Source organism: Aromatoleum sp. (assembly GCF_032027225.1).
Taxonomy (GTDB): Bacteria; Pseudomonadota; Gammaproteobacteria; order Burkholderiales; family Rhodocyclaceae; genus Aromatoleum.
Window position 1 is genome coordinate 83947 of the sequence record NZ_JAVSMM010000005.1, and the last position, 22405, is coordinate 106351.

23 protein-coding genes are annotated in these 22405 nt (G+C 68.6%); 8 read left to right on the plus strand and 15 right to left on the minus strand.

Features of this window, described 5'->3' with window-relative positions:
• Window positions 1-39: 39 nt before the first annotated feature.
• The 5 genes from ROZ37_RS07820 (at window position 40) to ROZ37_RS07840 (ending at window position 6719) form a co-directional block, all read left to right on the plus strand.
• Entirely contained in the window at window positions 40-747 is a 708-nt protein-coding gene (locus ROZ37_RS07820; RefSeq protein ID WP_312658713.1) for an alpha/beta hydrolase-fold protein, read from the plus strand.
• Window positions 748-886: 139 nt separating this feature from the next.
• Window positions 887-2527 (plus strand): NAD(P)/FAD-dependent oxidoreductase, encoded by a 1641-nt coding sequence (locus tag ROZ37_RS07825; RefSeq protein ID WP_312658715.1) that lies wholly within the window; start codon window positions 887-889, stop codon window positions 2525-2527.
• Entirely contained in the window at window positions 2512-2715 is a 204-nt protein-coding gene (locus tag ROZ37_RS07830; protein WP_312658716.1) for a SlyX family protein, read from the plus strand. Before ROZ37_RS07825 ends, ROZ37_RS07830 begins: the two co-directional genes overlap by 16 nt.
• 46 nt (window positions 2716-2761) lie before the next feature.
• On the plus strand, window positions 2762-5656 hold the full coding sequence (locus tag ROZ37_RS07835) for a cation-translocating P-type ATPase (protein WP_312658717.1): 2895 nt from the start codon (window positions 2762-2764) through the stop codon (window positions 5654-5656).
• 28 nt (window positions 5657-5684) lie between these two features.
• The gene (locus tag ROZ37_RS07840; RefSeq protein WP_312658718.1) at window positions 5685-6719 is read left to right on the plus strand and encodes a lipase family protein; all 1035 of its coding nucleotides are present in this window, start codon (window positions 5685-5687) and stop codon (window positions 6717-6719) included.
• Between the two features lie 10 nt (window positions 6720-6729).
• Here the strand turns inward: ROZ37_RS07840 and ROZ37_RS07845 are convergent, their stop codons facing one another.
• From ROZ37_RS07845 to ROZ37_RS07870, 6 genes are all read right to left on the minus strand, one after another.
• Window positions 6730-9513, minus strand: a complete 2784-nt coding sequence (locus ROZ37_RS07845; RefSeq protein WP_312658719.1) for a phospholipase D-like domain-containing protein — start codon at window positions 9511-9513, stop codon at window positions 6730-6732.
• 99 nt (window positions 9514-9612) lie between these two features.
• Complete coding sequence (locus ROZ37_RS07850) at window positions 9613-10122, minus strand: DUF1269 domain-containing protein (protein ID WP_312658720.1); 510 nt, start codon at window positions 10120-10122, stop codon at window positions 9613-9615.
• Window positions 10123-10291: 169 nt separating this feature from the next.
• The gene (locus tag ROZ37_RS07855; protein WP_312658721.1) at window positions 10292-10471 is read right to left on the minus strand and encodes a CstA-like transporter-associated (seleno)protein; all 180 of its coding nucleotides are present in this window, start codon (window positions 10469-10471) and stop codon (window positions 10292-10294) included.
• 32 nt (window positions 10472-10503) lie between these two features.
• On the minus strand, window positions 10504-11616 hold the full coding sequence (locus tag ROZ37_RS07860; protein WP_312658722.1) for a GTP-binding protein: 1113 nt from the start codon (window positions 11614-11616) through the stop codon (window positions 10504-10506).
• Between the two features lie 28 nt (window positions 11617-11644).
• A complete protein-coding gene (locus ROZ37_RS07865; protein WP_312658723.1) occupies window positions 11645-11839 on the minus strand; it encodes a YbdD/YjiX family protein in 195 nt (64 codons plus the stop codon).
• A gap of 6 nt (window positions 11840-11845) precedes the next feature.
• A complete protein-coding gene (locus tag ROZ37_RS07870) occupies window positions 11846-13915 on the minus strand; it encodes a carbon starvation CstA family protein (protein ID WP_312658724.1) in 2070 nt (689 codons plus the stop codon).
• Between the two features lie 217 nt (window positions 13916-14132).
• On the opposite strand from ROZ37_RS07870, the gene ROZ37_RS07875 reads away from it, so the two are divergent.
• Both ROZ37_RS07875 and ROZ37_RS07880 read left to right on the plus strand, forming a co-directional pair.
• Window positions 14133-15503, plus strand: coding sequence for a cache domain-containing protein (locus tag ROZ37_RS07875; RefSeq protein ID WP_312658725.1), 1371 nt, complete (start codon window positions 14133-14135; stop codon window positions 15501-15503).
• Window positions 15500-16144, plus strand: a complete 645-nt coding sequence (locus tag ROZ37_RS07880) for a response regulator transcription factor (protein WP_312658726.1) — start codon at window positions 15500-15502, stop codon at window positions 16142-16144. Before ROZ37_RS07875 ends, ROZ37_RS07880 begins: the two co-directional genes overlap by 4 nt.
• A gap of 30 nt (window positions 16145-16174) precedes the next feature.
• Here the strand turns inward: ROZ37_RS07880 and ROZ37_RS07885 are convergent, their stop codons facing one another.
• Both ROZ37_RS07885 and ROZ37_RS07890 read right to left on the minus strand, forming a co-directional pair.
• The gene (locus tag ROZ37_RS07885) at window positions 16175-16390 is read right to left on the minus strand and encodes a hypothetical protein (protein ID WP_312658727.1); all 216 of its coding nucleotides are present in this window, start codon (window positions 16388-16390) and stop codon (window positions 16175-16177) included.
• A gap of 11 nt (window positions 16391-16401) precedes the next feature.
• Window positions 16402-16800: a thioredoxin family protein gene (locus ROZ37_RS07890; protein ID WP_312658728.1), complete on the minus strand. Its 399-nt coding sequence runs from the start codon at window positions 16798-16800 to the stop codon at window positions 16402-16404.
• 125 nt (window positions 16801-16925) lie between these two features.
• Here ROZ37_RS07890 and ROZ37_RS07895 point away from each other — a divergent pair, with 125 nt between their 5' ends.
• Window positions 16926-17693, plus strand: a complete 768-nt coding sequence (locus ROZ37_RS07895; RefSeq protein WP_312658730.1) for a metallophosphoesterase family protein — start codon at window positions 16926-16928, stop codon at window positions 17691-17693.
• Between the two features lie 42 nt (window positions 17694-17735).
• Here ROZ37_RS07895 and ROZ37_RS07900 read toward each other — a convergent pair whose 3' ends face one another.
• From ROZ37_RS07900 to ROZ37_RS07930, 7 genes are all read right to left on the minus strand, one after another.
• Window positions 17736-18131 (minus strand): c-type cytochrome, encoded by a 396-nt coding sequence (locus tag ROZ37_RS07900; protein ID WP_312658731.1) that lies wholly within the window; start codon window positions 18129-18131, stop codon window positions 17736-17738.
• A 12-nt stretch (window positions 18132-18143) separates the two neighbouring features.
• Window positions 18144-18722, minus strand: a complete 579-nt coding sequence (locus ROZ37_RS07905; RefSeq protein WP_312658732.1) for a ferritin-like domain-containing protein — start codon at window positions 18720-18722, stop codon at window positions 18144-18146.
• Window positions 18723-18852: 130 nt separating this feature from the next.
• Complete coding sequence (locus ROZ37_RS07910) at window positions 18853-19539, minus strand: RNA polymerase sigma factor (protein ID WP_312658733.1); 687 nt, start codon at window positions 19537-19539, stop codon at window positions 18853-18855.
• Window positions 19540-19739: 200 nt separating this feature from the next.
• Complete coding sequence (locus tag ROZ37_RS07915; protein ID WP_312658734.1) at window positions 19740-20222, minus strand: hypothetical protein; 483 nt, start codon at window positions 20220-20222, stop codon at window positions 19740-19742.
• 10 nt (window positions 20223-20232) lie between these two features.
• Window positions 20233-20844, minus strand: coding sequence for a hypothetical protein (locus ROZ37_RS07920; RefSeq protein ID WP_312658735.1), 612 nt, complete (start codon window positions 20842-20844; stop codon window positions 20233-20235).
• 29 nt (window positions 20845-20873) lie between these two features.
• The gene (locus ROZ37_RS07925; protein ID WP_312658736.1) at window positions 20874-21206 is read right to left on the minus strand and encodes a cupin domain-containing protein; all 333 of its coding nucleotides are present in this window, start codon (window positions 21204-21206) and stop codon (window positions 20874-20876) included.
• Window positions 21207-21214: 8 nt separating this feature from the next.
• Window positions 21215-21967, minus strand: coding sequence for an SDR family oxidoreductase (locus tag ROZ37_RS07930; protein ID WP_312658738.1), 753 nt, complete (start codon window positions 21965-21967; stop codon window positions 21215-21217).
• Between the last annotated feature and the right edge of the window lie 438 nt (window positions 21968-22405).

Genomic DNA, 22405 nt, shown 5'->3' on the forward strand with positions numbered 1-22405 from the left:
ACTGACTACAATGCGGAGGTCTGTCGACGGAGAGAACCGATGCCCGATCCGATTCCGCCCGCGGCCGAGCCGCCGCTTCCGACGGTAGAAGTCGAGACCGGCGCCGCGCCGGTTTGTGCCGTCATCTGGCTCCACGGCCTCGGCGCCGACGGCCATGATTTCGAGCCCGTCGTCGCCGAGTTCGATCCCGATGGCCTGCCTGCGACACGGTTCGTCTTCCCGCACGCGCCGATGCGTCCGGTGACGATCAACGGCGGTTATGTGATGCGGGCCTGGTACGACATCGTTTCGCTCGACTTTTCGCAGCGCCGCGAGGATCCTCGCGGGGTGATCGAGTCCGCGCGAATGGTCGAAAGGCTGATCGCGCGCGAGAACGCCCGCGGAATTCCGGACGAACACATCGTGCTCGCCGGCTTTTCGCAGGGCGGCGCGATCGCGCTGCATGCCGGTCTGCGGCACCCCCGTCGGCTCGCCGGCATCCTCGCGTTGTCGACGTATCTGCCGCTCGCCGAGACGTTGGCGTCCGAAGCGCACGCGGCCAATCGCGACGTCCCGATCTTCATGGCGCACGGGCATGGCGACACCGTAATTCCGTACGATTTCGGCGAGCGGTCGGGCAAACTGTTGCGCGCGCAGGGGTACGACGTCGCCTGGCATCCGTATTTCGCCGAGCACGGCCTCGTGATGGAAGAGGTGCGTGACATCGAAACCTGGCTCCGCGAGGTGCTGGGCGCGTCCGAAGGCTGAGCGGCGGCACGATGCCGTGGGCGTCGCCCCGAGTCGCCGGGAAGCGGAGTCCGGGTCCAATCCCGTTTAGAATCGCGGCTTTTCGGGACCGGACCGCTCTTCGCCCGCCCGATCTTCGACCCCGATACTGGAATCACCCATGCTGCGACTCACCGAGCTCAGGCTGCCGCTCGATCACCCGCCGGAAGCGCTCCGCGCGGCGATCGTCGGGCGCCTCGGCATTTCCGCCGCCGACCTCGTCGACTTCACTGTTTTCAGGCGGAGCTACGACGCCCGCAAAGTCGCGGCGATGACGCTGATCTACACGATCGACCTGAGCGTCCGTGACGAAGCCGCGTTGCTGCGCAAGTTCGCCGGGGATCGCCACGTCGCCCCCACGCCGGACACGAATTACCGCTTCGTCGGCCGTGCGCCGGAAGGTTTCGCGAACCGGCCGATCGTCGTCGGCTTCGGTCCGTGCGGCATCTTCGCCGCGCTCGTGCTCGCGCAGATGGGCTTCCGGCCGATCGTGCTCGAGCGCGGCAAGGCGGTGCGCGAGCGCACGAAGGACACCTGGGGCCTGTGGCGCAAGAACGAGCTGAACCCGGAGTCGAACGTGCAGTTCGGCGAGGGCGGCGCGGGGACGTTCTCCGACGGCAAGCTGTACAGCCAGATCAAGGACCCGAAGCACTACGGCCGCAAGGTGCTGACCGAGTTCGTCAAGGCCGGCGCTCCGGAGGAGATCCTGTACGTCGCGAAGCCGCACATCGGCACGTTCCGGCTCGTCTCGATGGTCGAGACGATGCGCGCCGAGATCATCGCGCTCGGCGGCGAGATCCGCTTCGAGCAGCGCGTGACCGATGTCCTGATCGAGAACGGCCACGTGCGCGGTCTCGTGCTCGCGTCCGGCGACGAGCTGCGCTGCGATCACGTCGTGCTCGCGCTCGGGCACAGCGCGCGCGACACCTTCGAGATGCTGCACGCGCGCGGCGTGTTCATGGAGCCGAAGCCTTTCTCGATCGGCTTCCGCATCGAGCACCCGCAGTCGCTGATCGACCGCGCCCGCTTCGGACCGAACGCCGGGCATCCGCTGCTCGGGGCCGCCGACTACAAGATCGTGCATCACGCGAAGAACGGCCGCTCGGTCTATAGCTTCTGCATGTGCCCCGGCGGCACGGTGGTCGCGGCGACGTCGGAACCGAACTGCGTCGTCACGAACGGCATGAGCCAGTATTCGCGCAACGAGCGCAACGCGAACGCGGGCATCGTCGTCGGCGTCACGCCGGAGGACTATCCGGGCGGACCGCTCGCCGGCATCGATTTCCAGCGGCGCTGGGAGTCGCGCGCGTTCGAGCTCGGCGGCGGCACTTACGAGGCGCCGGGCCAGCTCGTCGGCGACTTCGTCGCCGGCCGGCCGTCCACCGTGCTGGGCTCGGTCGAGCCGTCGTACAAGCCCGGCGTGCAGCTCGGCGACCTGTCGACCAGCCTGCCGGATTACGCGATCGCCGCGATCCGCGAAGCGCTGCCAGCGTTCGAGCGGCAGATCAAAGGCTTCTCGATGGCCGACGCGGTGCTCACCGGCGTCGAGACGCGCACCTCGTCCCCGCTGCGGATGACGCGCGGCGAGGACCTGCAGAGCGTGAACGTGAAGGGCTTGTATCCGGCCGGCGAAGGCGCCGGCTACGCGGGCGGCATCCTGTCGGCGGGCGTCGATGGAATCCGCGTCGCCGAAGCGGTCGCGACGGCACTGCTGGGCGAACCGGCCGATATTACGGAGGGAGGCAAATGGAAGACCGCCTGACGAGAATCGAGACAAAGGTCGCGTTCTCCGAAGATCTGCTGGACGAGCTGAACAAGACAATTTATCGCCAGCAGCAACAGATCGACAGGCTGCAGCTGCAGATTCTCGAACTCCGGCGCCATCTCGCCGCGGTCGCGCCCGGCGAAGGTCCGCGAAACCTGCGCGACGAGATTCCGCCGCATTACTGACACCGCTGGTGCCGACCCCGCGTTACCATCGACCACTCGATGCCCGATGCACCGGGTGTTCAAGAGCCGGTTTCGATTCCGCCATGGGGCCACCATGAGACCACAATCGGCGCGCGCGAGCGCGGCACCCCGCGGCACAAATCCTCCGTCCGCGCTCGACGATCCGTCGATGCTGGATGTCGACGAAGTTGCCCGGATCTGCGGGGCCGACCTCGACAACGGCTTGAGCACCAGCGAAGCGGCCCGCCGCCTCGCCCGGGACGGGCCGAACGAGCTGCGCGCGGCGCCGCCGATACCGTTCTGGCGGCGCATCCTGGCCCAGTTCCAGGACCCGTTGATCTACCTGCTGTTGGCGGCGATCGCGATTTCGCTCGTCGCCTGGCTGATCGAGGGCCGCATCGGCTGGCCGGTTGACGCGATCGTCATCGGGCTCATCGTGGTGATGAACGGCCTGCTCGGGTACGTGCAGGAAGCCAAGGCGCGCAACGCCGTCGCCGCGCTGTCGCGAATGACCGCGGTCACGTCGGCGGTGCTCCGCGATGGCCAGCTTCAGCGGATCCCGAGCGCGCAACTGGTGCGCGGCGACCTGCTCGTCCTCGGTGAAGGCGATGCCGTCGGTGCCGATGCGCGGCTGATTCAGGCGGCATCGCTGCGCGTGCAGGAGTCCTCGCTGACCGGCGAGAGCGAGGCCGTACTGAAGGACGCGGCGAAGCTGCCCGGCCCGACCCCGCTGGGCGACCGGCGCGATATGGTGTTCAAGGGCACGGCCATTGTGCAGGGCACCGGCCGTGCGGTGGTCACCGCGACCGCCATGGCGAGCCAGATGGGCGCGATTGCCGAGATGCTCGACGCCACCGAGGAAGAGTCGACGCCGCTGCAGAGGGAGATCGCCAGGATCGGACGCATGCTCGGCATCGGCGTTGTCGTCATTGCCCTGATCGTTGTCGCGACGGTATTCCTGATCTTCGAGGTACGCAGCGCCGCCGACGTCATCAACGTGCTGCTGCTCGGCGTCTCGCTGGCGGTGGCCGCCGTGCCCGAGGGGCTGCCCGCGATTCTGTCGGTGGTGCTCGCGCTCGGCGTGCAGCGGATGTCGAAGCGCAACGCGATCGTCAAGAACCTCTCGTCGGTCGAAACGCTGGGCTCGGCCTCGGTCATCTGTTCGGACAAGACCGGCACGCTGACGCGCTCGGAGATGACGATCGAGCGCCTGATGACCGCTTCGGGCGCTGCCCGCGTCACCGGCATCGGCTACGTCCCGCAGGGCAACGTCGAGGTCGACGGCGCGACGCTGCGCGACGAAGCGCACCGCGCCGAGGCGATTCTCGTGCTGAGCGGCGGCAGCCTGGCCGGCAACGCGCAATTGCGGCAGGCGGCCAACGGCGACTGGGCAATCGAGGGCGATCCGACTGAAGCGGCTTTCCTCGTCGCCGAACGCAAGCTCGGCGTGCACGAGCGGCGCGAACAGCGTTTCGAGCGCGCCGGCGAGATTCCGTTCACGTCCGAACGCAAGATGATGTCCACGATCGAAGTGGACCACGAGCACGGCGACGAACGGGTGCTGGTCGCCAAGGGCGCCCCCGACGTGCTGCTCGAGCGGTGCACGCGGGCGCGCGTCGGAATCGACGTGGTGCCGCTCGACGACGCACTGCGCGGGCGCATCCTGGCCGATGTCGACGCGCTGACCGACGCTGCGCTGCGCACGCTGGCGGTGGCTTACCGCCGGCTACGCGCTGACGAGGATACGGATCCGCGACACGCCACGGAGATCGAACGAGACCTCGTTTTCGCCGGCACCGTCGGCATCATCGATCCGCCGCGCGAGGAAGCGGCCCAGGCCATCGCCGAAGCGCATCGCGCCGGCATTCGGGTGATCATGATCACCGGCGATCATCCCCGCACGGCCGCCCGGATCGCCGCCGACCTCGGCATCGTCGAAGCCGGCGCCGCGGCATTGACCGGGATCGAGCTGGACAGGCTCGACGATGCCGCCCTTGCCGAAGCGGTGCGCCGCAGCTCGGTGTTCGCCCGAGTGGCGCCGGCCCACAAGCTGCGGATCGTCGACGCGCTCCAGGCCGACGGCAACGTCGTCGCGATGACCGGCGACGGCGTCAACGACGCGCCGGCGTTGAAGTCAGCCGATATCGGCGTGGCAATGGGCGTCGCCGGCACCGAGGTCACGAAGGAAGCCGCGCGGATGATCCTCGCCGACGACAATTTCGCGACGATCGTGCACGCGGTGCGCGAGGGACGCGCCATTTTCGACAACATCCGGAAGTTCCTGCGCTACCTGTTGTCGTCGAACATGGGCGAGGTGCTGACCGTGTTCCTCGGCGTCGTGCTGGCCGGCGTGATCGGCCTCAGCGGGTCGGATGCCGGCGGTGGCGTAGTGCTGCCGCTGCTGGCCACGCAAATCCTGTGGATCAACCTGATCACCGACTCCGGCCCCGCGCTCGCGATGGGCGTCGATCCGGAGACCGAAGACGTCATGGCGCGCAAGCCCCGTCGGGTGGACGAGCGCGTCATCGATGGCCGGATGTGGGCCGGGGTGCTGGGGGTGGGCGCGGTGATGGCGGCGGTCACGCTGCTGACCCTCGACCTGTACCTGCCGGGCGGGCTGATCGAAGGGACCCACGAGCTCGCCAATGCGCGCACCGCCGCGTTCACGACGCTGGTCTTCGCGCAGCTGTTCAATTGCTTCAACGCGCGCTCCGACTCGGTCAGCGCATTTCGGCACCTGTTCGTCAACCCGTGGCTTTGGGGCGCGATCGCGCTGTCGGTCGTGCTGCAGGTGGCCGTCGTCCACGTCGGCTTCCTGAGCCTCGCATTCGGCACGGCGCCGCTGGCGCTCGATCAGTGGCTGGTCTGCGTGGCGATGGCCAGTGCGGTGCTGTGGTTCGACGAACTGCGCAAGCTGGTGGCGCGGGCGTTCGGCCGGTAGCGGGAAGCGGGGAGTCAAGGGCGGAACGATGCAAACCAGCCGCGTTACTGCCGAACGCACCGGCACGCCGTTCCCGGTTTACGAGAACCTCGCCGACACCTTGCTCGCCGCACACGATGCCTCGACCGGCGCCTCGACCGGACGCGACTCGACGGTCGCCCACGTCCTCGCCACGTGCGCTGGCTACGCCTACGCTGATGCCGGGACCTTGGCGACGATGATGGCCCGGCTCGGGCTCGAAGCCAACGCCTGCGTCCAGCTTACGCAGGTCGTCGACGCGATGTACATCTATTCGACCGCCAATCTGGTGCAGAGCTGCTGCGGCCGCGTCGTGATCCTCAGCTATCGCGGCACCGAACTGGCCTCGATCGGCAACTGGCTCGGCGACCTCGATAGCGGATCGGAAACGCTGAACCTGCTCGCCGACGACGCGGTCGAGACCCCGCGGGTGCATGCCGGCTTTCACCGGAACTTCCGCGCGACTCGCTGGGCCGTCGACCAGGAATTGACAGCGGCGCTGCAGGGCCGATCGCTGGCCGAACCGGATCGGAAGCTCGAGCACCCGATGCAGGCGCTGTTCGTGACCGGTCACAGCCTGGGCGCGGCGATGGCCGTGCTGTTCGCGTTGAGCCTGTCGGAACGTGGGGCGAATCCGGCGCTCGACGGGTGGCTGCGCGCCGTCTACACGTTTGGCGGCCCGATGGCGATCGGCGAGCCGTTTCCGGCCAAGGCCGCGGCGCGGGTCGGCGCGAGGCTGTATCGCCACGTGATGCCGGATGACCCGGTACCGACCTTGCCTCCCGCGGCCTGGGGGCGATTCGCGCATTTCGGGCACGAATATCGGTATACCGAAGGCCAGTGGCAACGCTCCGAAAGCGCCGTCACGCAGCTGACCCGCGTCGGCGAGATTCCGAAATCGCTGCTTGCGGTGCTGGCCAACGAGCAACGGCGGGCGTCGCTGCGCTATACGGCCGCGGCGCATGGGCCGCACCACTACCTCGCGACGCTGCGCCCGGCTGGGCGCGTAACCGAATTCGGCGACTACGCGGCCGGGGGAGCCTGAACGCGCACGCCTACACCGACAGCACGCCCGGCCAGTGCCGCATCCACGCGCGGCGTCGGGCCTGTTGCCGCCACTGCGGATCTTCGCGATCGATGCGCTTCGATTCGGCGATCAGCGCATCGAGCCGCGACTCGACCGCTGCGGCGATCGACGCGTCCTCGGCGACCAGCAGCAACTCGCTTTCCCAATAGCCTGCGGTGATGTCCATGTTGGCGCTTCCGACCGCGCAGACGCGGCCGTCGGCGCTCATGAGCTTCGCATGTACGTGCGAACGGACAGGCCCGAGCCCCGGTTCCCATGCAGGCTGTTGCGCGACGGAGAACTGGTAGCCCTCGGCGCCGGCCGCGACCAGTGCATCGACGCGTGAATGCACGAACTCGGTGGCGGCGACCCGTGCGCTCGACCACGGACCTTCGAACGGCCCCTCGCCGTGGGTCGGCGTCAGGTTGCCGGTCAGCACGCGGACCCGGACACCTCGCCGCAACGCACGCAGCAGTGCGTGCTGGATCTCCAGGATCAGCGGAAATCCGTTCACCACGTAGACGTGCGACTGCGCCGTTTCGATCATCGCGAGGTAAGCATCGAGCGTGTACGCATCGCGCAGGCCGCGATGGGTGACGACGCGAGCCGCGGTCGAACCGGCTGGGCCGCAATCGGCCACCGGCCACGCACTGCCGCCCGCCTCGTGCCACGCTTCGAGAAACCCGTGCTCGAGCGATGTGACCGCCGGCCCCTCGACCCGCGCCCCGGCATCGAGCCAGGGCACCTGGCGCCACATCGATCGCACGCCGAGCGCGACTTCGTCGAATCCCGTGTAGTACTCATGCGAAACATTGCGCCCGCCGACCAGCGCGAGCCGGTTGTCGACGATGACGAGCTTGCGGTGATCGCGCTGCTTCAGGCCTTCCAGGGCCGGCACGCCGCTGATCGGCTTGGCGACCCGTAGTTCGATTCCGGGACAGGCGCCGAGACGTTCGAGCAGCGGGTTGCTCACGCCGAGCGAGCCATGAAGGCCGTGCAGCGAATCGACCAGCAGACGGACCGTCACACCGCGTGCGGCCGCCTGCACGAGCGCCGCCTCGACCCGTCGCCCGATGTCGTCGTCGGCCGCCATGTAGATCTGGAAGTGGATTCGCTCGACACTCTGCCCGATCGCCGCGAGGAGCCAGCGCCGCGCCTGGACGTTGTCGAGTTCGATCTCGATGCGGTTGCCGGCGATGACCGGCGCGCCGGTCACGAGGTCGAGCCGCTCGGCCAGTGAAACCGGCTTGGCCGGGAGCGCGACCGCGGGCAGCGATGCTCCGCGCAACGCGGCGATCTCGTCAACATGCAGTGCCGCGAAACCGATCGTCGATGGCGTCTGCGTCGCGCTGTGCACGATCGCCGAGACCGGAAAGCCGGCCGCGCGCATGCGCGCAGCCGTCCGTGCCAAGCGCACCGCGTCAGCCAGTTCCGGCACATCGAGCGCGGCACCTTCGTCGAGCACCGTGCTTGCGTCGACGACACGCAGAGGAAGGCCGGCCGCCTGCAGCCGGGCACGGATCGACCGACAGCTTTGCAGCGGCCGCAAACGAACGGCCAGCAGTTCGACACGGGTGCGCGCGCTGGTGGCCGCGAAGCCGGCCAGCGCCGACAACGCCTCGTCGACGAGCTCCGCGTCGAACAGCACCAGCGGCGCCGATCCAGGGCGCAGGACCGCCACGTGCAGTTCGACCGCGGCCAGCGGACGCGAGGCGTCGCTGCCCTCGATGCGGAATACGCCGTAGGCTTGTACCCAGCCGTCGTCGGACCATTGCACCTCGCCGTCGCGCGACTCCGCCGCGACCGCCACCCTGCCGCGCGACACGAAGGCCAGCGCCTGGTCGGGAATCGGCGTACGGCGACCGATCCCGACTGCATATTCGAAGCGCGCGCGCAGCGGCCCGCCGAGGTCGACGACATCCGCCGCATCCAGCGCCCGCTCGGTCAGCGGTCGTCCGATCGGCGCCGGTGGCGGCAACACCAGGCATGGCGTCGTGGACGCCGCCCCCAGCAGCAGCGCCGACCCCAGGCGCGGGAACACCAGCAGGTCGAAGGGACGTGCCCGTATCCGTTCGGCCAACCATTGCCTCGGCGAGAGATCATCCGAGGTGACCAGTTCGACCGACGTCCGGACTCCGGCAACATCCAGCGTCGTGGCCAGATCGTGCGGCCGGGCCGCACCGGACAGCAGCACCGTGACGTGCTGCGCCGGTTCGCCCTGGTCGCGCAGGAAGGCGGCCACCGCCACGCTGGCTCGCCGCCCGATCGCCACGCAAACCAGTTCTTTGGCGGCGCGCGGTGGTGCGCCGGATCCGCTTTGTGCGGAAACTGCGAGGTCGGGCACCCAGAGCACCGGACGCGAACGGCGCTTGCGTAGCTCGGCGATGATCGAAATGCCGGTCAGCAGTGAGGACGCAGCGAACGAGAACGAGCCTGCGACCAGCAGGTCGATGCCCGCCGAGGCCGCCAGTTCGTCGAGCGCCTCGATGTCGGCGTCGGGCGCGAGGCGGACCTCGACTGTCGCAGCCGCGCCCGCTGCCTCGGCGCGCAGCGCATCGAGCGCCGCATTCGCGGCGCCGCCCATGTCGGGAGGTGCCTCGTCGGCAAACCAGCCCAGCTTGCGTTCAGGCAGGCGGGCGAGGACGACGAGCCGCTCGGCGCCGGGCGCCACGCTGCGGATCGCCGCCAGCGCTCCGCGCGAGTCGGCGGCGAGATCCGTGATCAACAGGATGCGGCGATACTTCACACCCGCTTCAATCGTCGGACGAGGCACGCGGGGATCTCCGCGCGCCGCAGGAACCCGCGATCAGCACGTGCGCCCGTGGGTGGCAGGGACGTGGGCAATGCACGACATCGCGTAACGTCCGCCGGCTCAAGCCTGCGAGATCGCCGCCTGCAGCCGCGCTTCCTGCTCGGGCGACAGCGAGGTGCGCAGCAGCTTGCCGCGAAACTGCGACAGCTCGGCCAGCACCTTCTCGGGCTGGACTTTGCGGACAAGAAGGAACAGCGCCGACGAGTCCGGCTTGATTTCTTCGGACAGCGAGCGGATGAAATCGTCATCGATCCCATAATCGGCGAGCGACCCCGACAGCGCCCCCGCGCCGGCACCGGCCAGCCCTCCCACCACGAAGCCGGCCAGCGGATTCAGGAACAGCAATCCGACCAAGGTGCCCCACAACGAGCCCGACAGTCCGCCCGACAAGGCGCCCGCACGAACCAGCGGGATGCTCTGCTTGAGCTGCACTTCGCCTTCGGGCGGGCGGATCACGACGACCGCATCCTCGAGATCGACGAGGTATTCCTTCTGCAGCCTCCTCAGTTCGTTGAGGACCCGATCGGCCTCGTCGATCCGGTCGAATTTGATCGCTACGAGTTCGGACATATGACCTCCTGTGCGGTTGACAAAGTTCCCGATTCGTCAGCGCAATACGCGCCGGCGGCATCAAGGCGTGCGGAAGACTGCCTTGCGCCGGTATCGTGCCCGAGCCTGCCTTGCTCCGCGCGCAGGTTTCGAACGGCGCAAGCTTGCCGATCAGCGTGCGTCCGAGAGTTCAGCAGCAGCGTCCCGCATCATCATGGTAGTGCACGTCTTGAGGCTCGCTGAAGAATTCCTCGTACGTCATTACCGCCCGGTCGGAGTGCTTTTGCTGCATGGGCTCGACGCAGGTCTCACAGCGTGAGCCGCAGGCGAAGGCCGACACGAAAGCGTCCTGAAGCCGGATGCCGGACATCGTTGCGCTCGGTCCGACCTAGGGGCGCGGCGTTATCCGATTGTTGCGCACTGCGCGAACGCACCGCGCAGCTCGCTTTCCGGCAGCCCACGGCCGATCAGCACGATGCGCGAGCGGCGTTGTTCGCGTCCGTCCCAGTCCCGGCCGTAGTCGAATCCCGCGACTCGCTGCACGCCCTGGAACACGAGCCGCGCGGGCTGGTCCGGCACTGCGAGCACGCCCTTGTAGCGCAGCAGGTCGTCGCCGTGGCGGTCGAGCATGTCCTGCACGAACGCGCCGACGCGGTCGAGGTCGACTTCGCCGTCGTGTTCGAGCTGCAGCGAGCCGATCTCGTCGCCGTGATTCTTGCGCGCAAAGGTGCGCGGGCCGGCGGCGGGCCGAAAGCGCGGCGCGGCGTCGTCGGCGAGCAGGGTTTCGTTGAGGTTGAAGCCGCGGATGTCGAGGAGGAAGCCGATGTCGAGCGGGCCGGCGACGAGCTGGCGCACCGGCGCGCGCGGGTTGATGCGCGCGAGGCGCTCGACGAGTGCGTCGACCGCCTCGGTCGGGAGGTCGTCGGTCTTCGAGATCAGCAGCCGGTCGGCGAAGCCGATCTGCTTCTGCAGCACCGGGTGCTCGTCGAGGTGGCGCGGCGCATGGATCGCGTCGACGACGGTCAGCACGGCGTCGAGCAGATAGCTTTCGGCGAGCTCGGGCTCGGCGAAGAAGGTCTGGATCACCGGCCCGGGATCGGCGAGGCCGGTGGTCTCGATGACGACGCGGTCGAACGCGAGTTCGCCGGCGGCGCGCCGCGACCCGAGGTCGAGGAGGTTCTTCGCCAGGTCGCCGCGCACCGTGCAGCACAGGCAGCCGTTCGTCATCTCGACGACCTCCGCGCTCTGCTGCACGAGGAGTTCGCTGTCGATGTTCACCGGCCCGAACTCGTTCTCGATGACCGCGATGCGCTGGCCGTGCGGCGTCGCGAGGATGCGGTTCAGCAGCGTCGTCTTGCCGGCGCCGAGAAAACCGGTGAGCACCGTCACCGGGATCGGCGCGAACCCGGCGACGCCCGCTTCGTTGTCGGTGCTGTCGCCGGTCGTGCCCCGGCCGGCAACATCGAGGCCGGGGGCGTTGGGGGTGGGGGAGTTGGAGTCGGGAGTGGTCGTCATGCCGGTTTCCGTCCGGTTGTCGCGGCGCTCAGCAACAGCGGCCGGTGCCGCCGTTGTAGCGCGCCTCCTGCCGCTCGCGGAAGAACTCCTCGTAGCTCATCACCGGGCGGTCCGGGTGCGTGGCCTTCACGTGCGCGACGTAGGTGTCGTAGTCGGGCATGCCCACCATCAGGCGCGCTGCCTGCCCGAGATACTTGCCGAGCTTCGACAGGTCGTTGAACACGACGTCTCAGGCCCCGGCGCTTTCCGGTTCGACGCCGGATGCGCCGACTTCCCGCGTCGTCGGGCGCGAGCTGCGGTACGCCTGCCAGCAGGAGCTGATGCCGTAGGCGAGGATGCTGACGACGACGATCATGAAGAACGCCGACAGGCCCGCGTCGATCTGGTTGTTGAGGATGATCTGCTGCATCTGGTCGATGTTCTTCGCCGGCGCAAGCAGTTCGCCGCGTGCCAGCGCGTCCTGGTAGCGCGACGCCTGCGCGAGGAAGCCGACCTTCGGGTTCGCGTCGAACACCTTCTGCCAGCCCGCCGTCAGCGTGCAGGCGAGCAGCCACACCATCGGCAGGACGGTGACCCACGCGAAGCGCTCGCGCTTCATCTTGAACAGCACGACCGTGCAGAGGACCAGCGCGATGGCGGCGAGCATCTGGTTGGCGATGCCGAACAGCGGCCACAGCGTGTTGATGCCGCCCAGCGGATCGACGACGCCCTGGTACAGGAAATAGCCCCACGCGGCGACGCACAGCGCGGTCGCGACCGCGTTGCCGACCCACGAATCGGTGCGCTTCATCGACGGCACGAAGGTGCCGAGGAGATCCTGCAGCATGAAGCGTCCGGCGCGCGTGCCGGCGTCGACCGCGGTGAGGATGAAGAGGGCCTCGAACAGGATCGCGAAGTGGTACCAGAAGCCCATCATCGAGGAGCCGCCGAACATCTGCGAGAAGATCTGCGCCATGCCGACCGCGAGCGTCGGCGCACCGCCGGCGCGCGCGATGATCGTGTTCTCGCCGACCGCCGCGGCGGTGCTCGTGAGCATCTCCGGCGTGACGACGAAACCCCAGTTCGAGATCACCTGCGCCGCGCTCTCGGCCGTGGGCCCGAGCACCGCGAGCGGGCTGTTCATCGCGAAATAGACACCCGGGTCGATGATCGCCGCGGCGACGAGCGCCATGATCGCGACGAACGACTCCATCAGCATGCCGCCGTAGCCGATCAGCGGCATGTGCGACTCGTTCTCGATCATCTTCGGCGTCGTGCCCGACGAGATCAGCGCATGGAAGCCCGACACCGCGCCGCAGGCGATCGTGATGAAGAGGAACGGGAACAGGCTACCCGACCACACCGGGCCGGTGCCGTCGATGAAGCGCGTGACCGCCGGCATCTGCAGATCGGGCGCGACGAACAGGATGCCCACCGCGAGCGCGGCGATCGCGCCGATCTTCAGGAAGGTCGACAGGTAGTCGCGCGGCGCGAGCAGCAGCCACACCGGCAGCACCGACGCGATGAAGCCGTAGCCGATCAGCATCCAGGTGAGCTGCTTGCCGTCGAACGTGAAGAACGGCGCCCACGTCGGGCTCGCCGCGATCTGGCCGCCGCCGACGATCGCCGCCATCAGCAGCACGAAGCCGATTACCGAGATCTCGCCGATGCGGCCCGGGCGGATGTAACGCGCGTAAAGCCCCATGAAGACCGCGATGGGGATCGTCGCCGCGACGGTGAAGGTGCCCCACGGGCTGTCGGCGAGCGCCTTCACGACGATCAGTGCGAGCACCGCGAGGATGATCACCATGATCATGAAGGTGCCGAACAGCGCGATGACGCCCGGCACCTGGCCGAGCTCGGACTTCACGAGGTCGCCGAGCGAGCGGCCGTCGCGGCGCGTCGACACGAACAGCACCATGAAGTCCTGCACCGCGCCGGCGAGGACGACGCCGGCGAGGATCCACAGCATCCCCGGCAGGTAGCCCATCTGTGCGGCGAGCACCGGGCCGACGAGCGGGCCGGCGCCGGCGATCGCGGCGAAGTGGTGGCCGAACAGCACGTACTTGTTGGTCGGCACGTAGTCGAGACCGTCGTTGTGCCGGTACGCCGGCGTGACGCGGTTCGGGTCGAGCGACATCACGCGGTTCGCGATGAACCGGCTGTAGTAGCGGTACGCGATCAGGTAAACGGAAACCGCGGCGATGACGATCCACAAAGCGTTGATCGTTTCGCCGCGGTTCAGCGCGATGAACCCGAGCGCGAATGCGCCGAGGATCGCGAAGAGCGCCCAGGGCGCATGTCTCGTGAGTGTTGCCATCTATACTCCTCCTTGGTCCGGATAGGCCGTCGATGCAGGCTCTGGTCTTGGCCGGACAGGGTCCGGGCTCCGGCGCCCGTGCGCCGGAGAACACCCGCGAATGTCGCCCGGCAGCGCTTTCCGGACCATTCGCACTACTACCTTCGCCGTCTGCGTAGTACTACGCAGACCCGGGACGGGCCACTCCCGTCGGCCAGCTGAAAACATGGAGCGGGCATTGCGACTCAAGTACAAGGTCATCGTCCTGGCGGTGCTGCCGCTGATCGCGGCCGTGTCGGCGATCGCGATCCTCGTCGCGATGCAGGCGCGCGGGCTGGTCCATGCGCAGGAGCAGGTACTGAAGGACGCGATGCTCGCCGCGAAGCGGGCGGAACTGCAGCATTACGTGCAGCTCGCGCAGACCTCGATTGCCCATCTCTATTCGTCCGGTCGCGACGACGACGCGACGAAGGCCGAAGCCGCGCGCATCCTCAGCGAGATGAACTACGGTGACGACGGCTATTTTTTCGCGTACGACGTCAGCGGCCTCAACGTCGTCCATCCGCGCCAAAGCGAACTGGTCGGCCGCAATCTGTGGGAGCGTCGCGATTCCGAGGGCCTGCCGGTGATCCAGAGGCTGGTCGAACTCGCCGCGGCCGGCGGCGGCTTTCTCGACTACCGCTGGAACAAGCCGTCCACCGGACGCGAAACGCAGAAGCTCGGCTACGTCGTGCCGCTCGAGCGCTGGCGCTGGGTGCTCGGCACGGGCATCTATCTCGACGACGTCGAGGCGACGCGCGGAATGCTGCGGGGCCGGATGGGGGAGGCGATCAGTGCCACCGTCACCGGTTTCACCATCGTCGCGATCGTCGCGTCGGTGATCGTGTTCGCCGGCGGCATGGCGCTCAACATCAGTGCGCATCAGCTTGCCGACCGCCAGCTGAAGGCGCTCGCGCAGCGCATCGTGACCTCGCACGAGGAAGAGCGCACGCGGGTCGCGCGCGACCTGCACGACGGCCTGAGTCAGCTGCTGGTCTCGATCAAGTTCCACCTCGAACTCGCGCAGCAGCGCGTCGCCGACGGACGTGCGGATTCGAACGAGCAGATCGCGAAAGGGCTCGCCGGGCTCGGCACGGCGATCTCCGAAGTGCGCCGCATCTCGCACAACCTGCGCTCGTCGCTGCTCGACAACCTCGGCCTGCCGGCAGCATTGCGGCAGCTGCTCGACGAATTCCAGCTGCGCACCGGCATCGCCGTCGACGCGCGCATCGCCGCGGTGGATCTCCCGGCCGACGACGCCGGCGCGACGACGCTGTACCGGATCGCGCAGGAGGCGCTGACGAACGTCGAACGGCACGCCGGCGCGAGCCGGGTCCGCGTCGTCCTCGAAGTCGCGGACCGCACGATCCGGCTCGCGATCGCCGACGACGGACGCGGCTTCGACCCGGCGCGCATCGACCGCCCGGCGAGCGGCGGGATCGGCCTGCGCAACATGCGCGAGCGCATCGAACATCTGGGCGGTCAGCTCGCAGTCGCGTCGGCCCCCGGCGGTACGGAAATCTCGGCGACGCTGCCCTGCGCGGCGTCCGCAAAAGGAGCGGCTGCATGACGCAAGCGAAGGAAGGGGGCGCGTCGATCCGGCTGCTGCTCGTCGATGATCACCAACTCGTGCGCGACGGCCTCAAGGCGCGGCTCGGCGACCTCGACGACATCGTCGTTCTCGGCGAGGCGGCGAACGCGGAGGACGCGCTCGCGGCGGCCGAACGCCTGCAGCCCGACCTTGCGCTCGTCGACGTCGGGCTGCCGGGCATGAACGGCATCGAGCTGACTTCGGCTTTCGCGGCGAGCTTTCCGGCGCTGCGCGTGCTGATCCTCAGCATGTACGACAGCCGCGGCTACGTGCAATCGGCGATGCGGGCGGGCGCGCGCGGCTACGTGCTGAAGGACGCGCCGTCGGCCGAGATCATTGCCGCGATCCGCGCCGTCGCGGCCGGCGGCGTCTATCTCAGCAGCGCGCTGACGGCGGCGCTGTCCGGCCCGCCGGTCGAGTCGTCGCTGCTGACCGAGCGCGAGAAGGAGGTGCTGATCCTGATCGCCCAGGGCGCGAGCAACAAGCGCGTCGCGCAGAAGCTCGACGTCAGCGTGCGCACCGTCGAAACCCACCGCCTGAACCTGCGCCGCAAGCTCGGCATCGAGACTGCCGCGGGACTGGCGAACTACGCGATCAAGCGGGGCTGGATCGAGGAGTGAGGGCGGGCGGCGGCGGCCACAGGTTTGCGATCAGCCTTGCAGCGGTTCCAGTGCTGCCCACATCACCCACTGCCCGCATGCGTTGCGCGGGCCGCGCAGCGTGCCGTGCCACGGGCCTTCGTTGCACAGTCCCTTGTCGTCGTTCTCGTCGTATTCGACGGCACCCGGCTCGCTGCCGGGGCGGCGTTTGCCGCCCCACCGCTTGCAGGACAGGCAGCGTTTGCGGTCGTAAGGCTGGTTAGTCATCGGCGGCGGCGTTAGGCTTCGTTCGCCGCGTCGTGCTTCAGGAGCGCCGCGCGGAAGTTGCAGTCGCGCTGCCAGGCGCGCCGCTCGTCGTTCGCGAAGGCGTAGGCGCGCGCTTCCTCGTCGCTCAACGCCGTCAGGGTTTCGAGCGTGCGCTGCAGGAACTGATGCTGCGGCAGCATCGTGCCGAAGAACAGCACGAGGTCGCCGCGCTGGATCAGCAGCGTCGGAAAGTTCTCGACGTCGTAGTCCCCGATCCAGTCGGCGTCGTCCTCGATGTCGACCCAGTGGAAGCCTGCCTGCGGCCACCCGCGGGCGAGCGCGTCGAAGCCGGGACGGTATTCGCGGCACGTGCCGCACCAGTCAGCGCACAGGCAGACAACGAGGAGGTCGGGAAGCGGTCGAACGGTCATCGGGAAGGCGGAAAGCGGGTCATCGCGCGATGGGCGGACGGCCGGAGGCTAGCACATTCCGCGGAACCGCGGCCCGCTCCGCACCCGCCGCATGTAAGCTGAACCCCGGACAAATGGAGGAAACAATGAAAATCCAGATCCTCTCGGATCTCCACCTCAACGTGGCGGAGATGGAGCACCCCGTCACGGATGCCGACGTCGTGATCCTCGCCGGCGACATCGCGCGCCCCGAACGGGCCGTCCCGTGGGCGCGGCAGTTTCCGCAGCCGGTCGTCTACGTCCCCGGCAATCACGAGTATTACGGCGGCAGCCTGTCTGGCGTCCCGCTGGCGCTGCGCACCGCGGCAGCGGGCAGCAACGTGCATGTCCTCGATTGCGGTGTCGCCGAGTTCGGCGGCGTACGCATCCTCGGTTGCACGCTTTGGAGCGATTTTCGCCTGTTCGCGGAACCCGAACGGCAGCAGCAGTCGCGCGACGAGGCGACGCGGCTGATGTACGACTTCTCGCGCGTGCGAGTCGGTGACGAGGCGCCCGATCTCTTCACCCCGGCGCTGTCCGCGGACCTGTTCGACCGCGCGGTTTCATGGCTGCGGACGGCGCTGCAGGCTCCGTACGACGGCCCGACGATCGTCGTCACGCACCACGCGCCCAGCACCGGGAGCATTCATCCGAAATACGCCGACTCGCCGATCACGCCGGCCTTCGTCTCGGATCTCGACGAACTCGTCGAGGCTTCGGGTGCCGCGCTGTGGATCCACGGCCATGTCCACGATTCGTACGACTACCGCGTCGGGAACACGCGCGTCCTGTGCAACCCGCGCGGTTACGGCAAGGAGGGCGTGAACGAGAACCGGCGGTTCGACCCCGCGCTGACCGTGATGGTCGGGGAGTGAGCGCGACGAGCGCAGGGAGGGGCGCGCGTGGCGCCCCTCCGGTCATTGAGGTTGGGGGCAGGACTTGGCGGAGCGCGAGGCGTCGCGCAGCCATGCGATGAGGGCCGCACGCTCGGCGGGGTCCGGGATGCCGGCGTAACCCATCGTCGTGCCGGGGACGACTTGCGTCGGTGCGGCGAGAAAGCGGTCGAGCGTCGCCGCGTCCCACACGATGCCGCTCTTGCGCATCGCGTCCGAGTAGTCGAAGCCGGGCACGCTGCCCGCGCGCCGACCGAACAGCCCGCAGTGGCGCGGACCGACCCGGTCGTAGGCGAGCGCGTGACACGCGAGGCAGCGCGAGTAGATCTCCTCGCCGCGCGGCGCCGCGTCCGCAGCGGCGTGAGGCGCGACGCATGCCAACGCGACGGTGACCCCGATCCAGCCTCGCGTGGGGAACATCGCGGTGGCCCTTCAGGACACGAACGCCGACGGCACCGGATTTTCGCCGAGCGCCTGACGCAGGACGGCCCAGTGCATCGCCTCGTCGCCGAGAATGCTGGCCGCGGCTTTCGCGAGATCCGGATTGCCGAACAGCGGCACCGCGCCGAGGTAGGCGCTAACCGCGCCGCGTTCGAGCCCGGACGCGAAGCGCAGCACGTCCGCCTCGGCTTTCAGATCGCCGGTCGGGAAGCTGTATTTCTGCTTTTTCTCGACGGGCGTGCCGCCGAGTTTCGTGACCGTCTGCGCCAGCAGATCGACATGGGCCTTGTGGTGCCCCTGGAACTGCAACGCGAGCTCGCGGGTGGGCGCACGCAGCAGGCCGCTGTCGGCGCCGACCTGGTAGGCCGCGATCGCTTCGTGCTCCGCGGCGAGCGCGGTGTTCAGGATCCGGGCGTCGGCGGCCGGGTCGCCTTTGCGGGCGTCGGGCGCTGCCGCCAGCGACGGGCGGCCGGCGAGCATCGCGACGGCCGCAGCCGACAGCGTCGCGCTGCCATACAGAAAACGGCGGCGACTCGGGACGATCAGCAGGGAAGGGTGGGCAATTTTCATGATGTCCTCCATTTCGTGAGGTCGAGCTGCCCTCCCGGCGCGCGGGGCGCGACAGCGGGAAGGAAGCCGAAGGGTAGGGAAGGTTGCGGCGGCCAATCGGACTTTGCGGGCGCCGCCCTCGTCGCGCGCGTCAGCCGGGTGGTGGCGCCTCTTCGAGCGCGACCTGCAGGCGCCGATGCACCGCTTCGACCAGTCGGTCGCAGCGCGCGCCGTCGAACGAGAAGAACTCGTCGATCGTCGGGCCGATTTCGCGGCCGATCGATTCGCGCAGCAGGTGACGCGCGCGGAACAGCGCCGTCTTGACCGCCGCTTCGGTCATGTCGAGGCACGCCGCCGTCTCGGCGACGCTCATTTCCTCGACTGCGCGCAGCATGAAGACCGCGCGGCAGCCGTCCGGAAGGTGGTCGATCGAGCCTTCGATGACGCGTCGCAGTTCGCGGCGCATCGCCAGCGCTTCGGGCGTCTCGGCGGGCGGCACCGGTTTTTCGTCGTGCATCGCGGGATCTTCGGGCATCCCCGAGCGCGAGCGTTGCCGCAGACGTTCGAGCGATTTGTTGATGACGATGCGCGTGAGCCAGGTCGCGAGGCTCGATTCGCCCTTGAAGTCGCCGAGCGCGCGGTACGCGCTGACGTAGCCTTCCTGGACCACGTCCTCGGCGTCCGCGTCGTTGCGCAGGATCCCCCGCGCGGCGCGGAAAAGGCGGCGGTTGTTCGCGCGCATCATGCGTTCGAGCGCACCGGGTTCGGCGCGAAGCACTTTTGCGGCGAACTCGACGTCGCCGACGGCGGGAAGTGGGGGGGCAGCGACGTCGCTCATGATCGGCTCCAACGGTTCTTCTGCCCATTGGATGCGGGGCGCGGGGAAAAGGTTACGCAGGCCGAGACCGGCGCGACACTTTCATTGCGCGAGCGCGCCGGGCACGAGAGTGATTTCCTTGTCGATCATCGCCCGATTCCGCGGAGGGTCGTCGTTGGACCGGGCGGTCGCGTGAATATTCCCGCACGTGGCGGGGAAGCTCACTCCACCGGACGCATCGCGTCCGCGACGAGATTCTCGAGGACCCATGCGCCGAGCAGGCCCGAGTGAGCGCCCTTGATTTCGCCGCCGCGGCCGAACGCGTAGGCCACGGGTTTGTCGAGCAGGACGCGGCGGCTGACGGTGTCCAGCTCGCCGGCGGCAGACTCGACTTCGAGTTTGAGCCCCCGTGTGGCGACGAGCTCGCGCGCCTCGGCATAGGCGGCGGCGGGGACGACCGTCCTGACGGGGATGCCTTTTGCCGCGGTTCCGGCCGCGAAGCGCTCTATTTCGGTCAGCGACTTGCGACACGCGAGGCAGTCCGGCGACCACAGCACGACGATCGCGGGTCGGTCGCGCGCCACCCGCGCAGCGACTTCGGCAGCCGACAATTCGGCGAGCGGCGGCGCTGCCGCGGCCTGCACGAACGTTACGGCGCCGACGGCGCAACTGCCGAGGAGCCAGCGCCCGATTCCGTTTTGCATCCGGCGCCGATTACGTCGCGGGAACGATCCGGAACACCTCCGGATCGTCGCCGTGCCCGATCAGGATCCGCCGCACCCGGTCCTGCCAAAGGTCCGCGAAGCGCCGCTGCGCGTCCGCGTCCGCCGCGCCGGCAATGCATCGCGCGAGCAGCGGGGACATTTCCGGATCGGCCGGTACGCGCGAGAGGTCGGCTTCCGCGTCCACCGCGGCGCCCGTGTCGGCGCGCGTGAAGCGCAGCGAAAGCGGCAGCTCCGCTGCGAATTCCTGCAAGCCCCGCCGCACGTGGCGTCCACCGATTCCCTTGAAGCCGCCTTCCTGCGCAGCACCCGTCAGCAGCGTCACGACGCTCGCGATTACGCCGGTGACGCCGTCCTCGAAGCGGTTGCGGAATGCGACGCGCACGCCCCCGCGCTCGGGAAGCTCGCCCGGGTAGAGCGCAGCGAGCGCGAGCGCCGTGAGGCGATACGCGGACGCGACGGTGGGGCAGGAGTGCCCGGCGAGCTTGACGGCATCCTCGTAGCCGTATTCGAGGATGCCGTCGTCGGCCGCGCCGAGAAAGCGCGCGAGCGGGTCGCGGACCTTCAGCCGTGGCACGTCGCGGAAGAAATCGGGGAACCGCATGGAGTCTCCTGTTAATCGTTTGCGGACGGTCACGCGCGGTGAAGCAGCATCGTGACCAGAAGCGATGCGTCTTCCAGCGCCCGAACCGCGTGCGGCTCGGCGTCGGCGAGGTAGACGAGGGTTCCCGCTCGCATCGTCTGCGTGCGCCCGTACGCGTCGAACTCGACTACCCCTTCGAGGCACTGGATCGTGATCGTTCCGGCCGCCCGGTGTTCGTGCGCGGCTTTCCCGGCCGGCAGCACGAGGCGGAAGACTTCGAGATGTTCGGCCCGGACGAGCGTCGTGGACACGGTGTCCTTGACACGCTCGCCGAGCGGACGGATGTCGAGCAGTTCGCCCGACGCGGCGTGAGGGGCGGCCATGTCGTCTCCTATCCGATCGTGTAGCCGCCGTCGACGACGATGTCCTGGCCGAAGATGTTCTTCGCGCCGTCCGACGCGAGGAATACCGAAGTCTCGGCGATGTCGTCCGGCTGGCCGAATTGGCCGGTCATCAGGCGCGAATTGATCTGTCCGGCCACCGCGCCGAGCACGTCGTCGGGCAGTCCGACGGTCCCCCACAGCGGCGTCCCGATCGGTCCGGGCGCGATCGAGTTCACGCGGATGCCGCGCGGCGCGAGCTCGGCCGCGAGCGTCTGCGCGAACGACTTCAGCGCCGCCTTGCTCGCGCTGTAGATCCCGAGGCCCGGGAAGCCGACCTGCGTGAGGAAGGTCGTGATGAACTGCACCGAGCCGCCCTTGCGGATGTACGGCAGGAACAGGCGGACGGTCTCGACCGCGGCGAAGAGATTCACGGAAAACTGCGTCTCGAACGCCTCGCGCGTGCTCTCTTCGAAGGAGACGACGCGGGCGATGCCGGCGTTCGGAACGACGATATCGACGCCGCCGAAGGCTTTCATCGTTTCGTCGAGCAGCCGGTTCAGGTCGTCTGCCTTCGTGACGTCGCCGGCGACTCCGACGAAGCGGTCCGCGTGCTCGGCTTTCAGTGCGCCCAGCGCGTCCTCATTGCGTCCGAAGCCGACGACTTTCGCGCCCTCGGCGAGATAGCGCTCGACGATCGCGCGGCCGATGCCGCTCGTTGCACCCGTGACGACCGCGACGCGGTCTTCCAGACGTCCTTTCATGTTCGCATCCTCATTTGTCGCAAGCCGCGGACCCGGGCAAGGATCCCCGCTGCGGTGGGTGGGCTCATTGATATCGGTCAATCGCTTGGGCCCGCGGGTTCCCCAAGGAATGTTCGCGCCGGGCGCGAGGAATTCGCCGGAGTGCGCGTTCCGGAGAGGGATTTGCTTGCGACGGACCGTCGCAGCGGACGGTCCTCGAAGCGGGGCATGTCGGGCGCGGGGTGCCGGATGCCGAACGCGAGTGCCGGAGTGCCGACTACCGGCGACGTGCTGGAGTGCGGGAGTGCGGGAGTGCGGGAGCGGCGGAATGTTGTAGTGGCGGAGTGCCGGAGTGGCGGAGTGCCCGAGCGCGATGAAAACGGGAATGGGGCCTGAACCGCGACGTCATGTTCCTGAAACGGCCCGTGCCTAACATCCTCATTGCCCCCAACCCCCGTT

Excerpts from the sequence above, each read along its gene's own strand:
- ROZ37_RS07920 (WP_312658735.1), bottom strand. The coding sequence starts at position 20,844 with ATGCGGTTCCCCGATTTCTTCCGCGACGTGCCACGGCTGAAGGTCCGC.
- ROZ37_RS07855 (WP_312658721.1), bottom strand. The coding sequence starts at position 10,471 with ATGTCCGGCATCCGGCTTCAGGACGCTTTCGTGTCGGCCTTCGCCTGC.
- ROZ37_RS07895 (WP_312658730.1), top strand. The coding sequence starts at position 16,926 with ATGAAAATCCAGATCCTCTCGGATCTCCACCTCAACGTGGCGGAGATG.
- ROZ37_RS07860 (WP_312658722.1), bottom strand. The coding sequence starts at position 11,616 with ATGACGACCACTCCCGACTCCAACTCCCCCACCCCCAACGCCCCCGGC.
- ROZ37_RS07890 (WP_312658728.1), bottom strand. The coding sequence starts at position 16,800 with ATGACCGTTCGACCGCTTCCCGACCTCCTCGTTGTCTGCCTGTGCGCT.
- ROZ37_RS07835 (WP_312658717.1), top strand. The coding sequence starts at position 2,762 with ATGCACCGGGTGTTCAAGAGCCGGTTTCGATTCCGCCATGGGGCCACC.
- ROZ37_RS07870 (WP_312658724.1), bottom strand. The coding sequence starts at position 13,915 with ATGGCAACACTCACGAGACATGCGCCCTGGGCGCTCTTCGCGATCCTC.
- ROZ37_RS07900 (WP_312658731.1), bottom strand. The coding sequence starts at position 18,131 with ATGTTCCCCACGCGAGGCTGGATCGGGGTCACCGTCGCGTTGGCATGC.
- ROZ37_RS07910 (WP_312658733.1), bottom strand. The coding sequence starts at position 19,539 with ATGAGCGACGTCGCTGCCCCCCCACTTCCCGCCGTCGGCGACGTCGAG.
- ROZ37_RS07850 (WP_312658720.1), bottom strand. The coding sequence starts at position 10,122 with ATGTCCGAACTCGTAGCGATCAAATTCGACCGGATCGACGAGGCCGAT.
- ROZ37_RS07925 (WP_312658736.1), bottom strand. The coding sequence starts at position 21,206 with ATGGCCGCCCCTCACGCCGCGTCGGGCGAACTGCTCGACATCCGTCCG.
- ROZ37_RS07820 (WP_312658713.1), top strand. The coding sequence starts at position 40 with ATGCCCGATCCGATTCCGCCCGCGGCCGAGCCGCCGCTTCCGACGGTA.
- ROZ37_RS07825 (WP_312658715.1), top strand. The coding sequence starts at position 887 with ATGCTGCGACTCACCGAGCTCAGGCTGCCGCTCGATCACCCGCCGGAA.
- ROZ37_RS07830 (WP_312658716.1), top strand. The coding sequence starts at position 2,512 with ATGGAAGACCGCCTGACGAGAATCGAGACAAAGGTCGCGTTCTCCGAA.
- ROZ37_RS07840 (WP_312658718.1), top strand. The coding sequence starts at position 5,685 with ATGCAAACCAGCCGCGTTACTGCCGAACGCACCGGCACGCCGTTCCCG.
- ROZ37_RS07915 (WP_312658734.1), bottom strand. The coding sequence starts at position 20,222 with ATGCAAAACGGAATCGGGCGCTGGCTCCTCGGCAGTTGCGCCGTCGGC.
- ROZ37_RS07930 (WP_312658738.1), bottom strand. The coding sequence starts at position 21,967 with ATGAAAGGACGTCTGGAAGACCGCGTCGCGGTCGTCACGGGTGCAACG.
- ROZ37_RS07885 (WP_312658727.1), bottom strand. The coding sequence starts at position 16,390 with ATGACTAACCAGCCTTACGACCGCAAACGCTGCCTGTCCTGCAAGCGG.
- ROZ37_RS07905 (WP_312658732.1), bottom strand. The coding sequence starts at position 18,722 with ATGAAAATTGCCCACCCTTCCCTGCTGATCGTCCCGAGTCGCCGCCGT.
- ROZ37_RS07880 (WP_312658726.1), top strand. The coding sequence starts at position 15,500 with ATGACGCAAGCGAAGGAAGGGGGCGCGTCGATCCGGCTGCTGCTCGTC.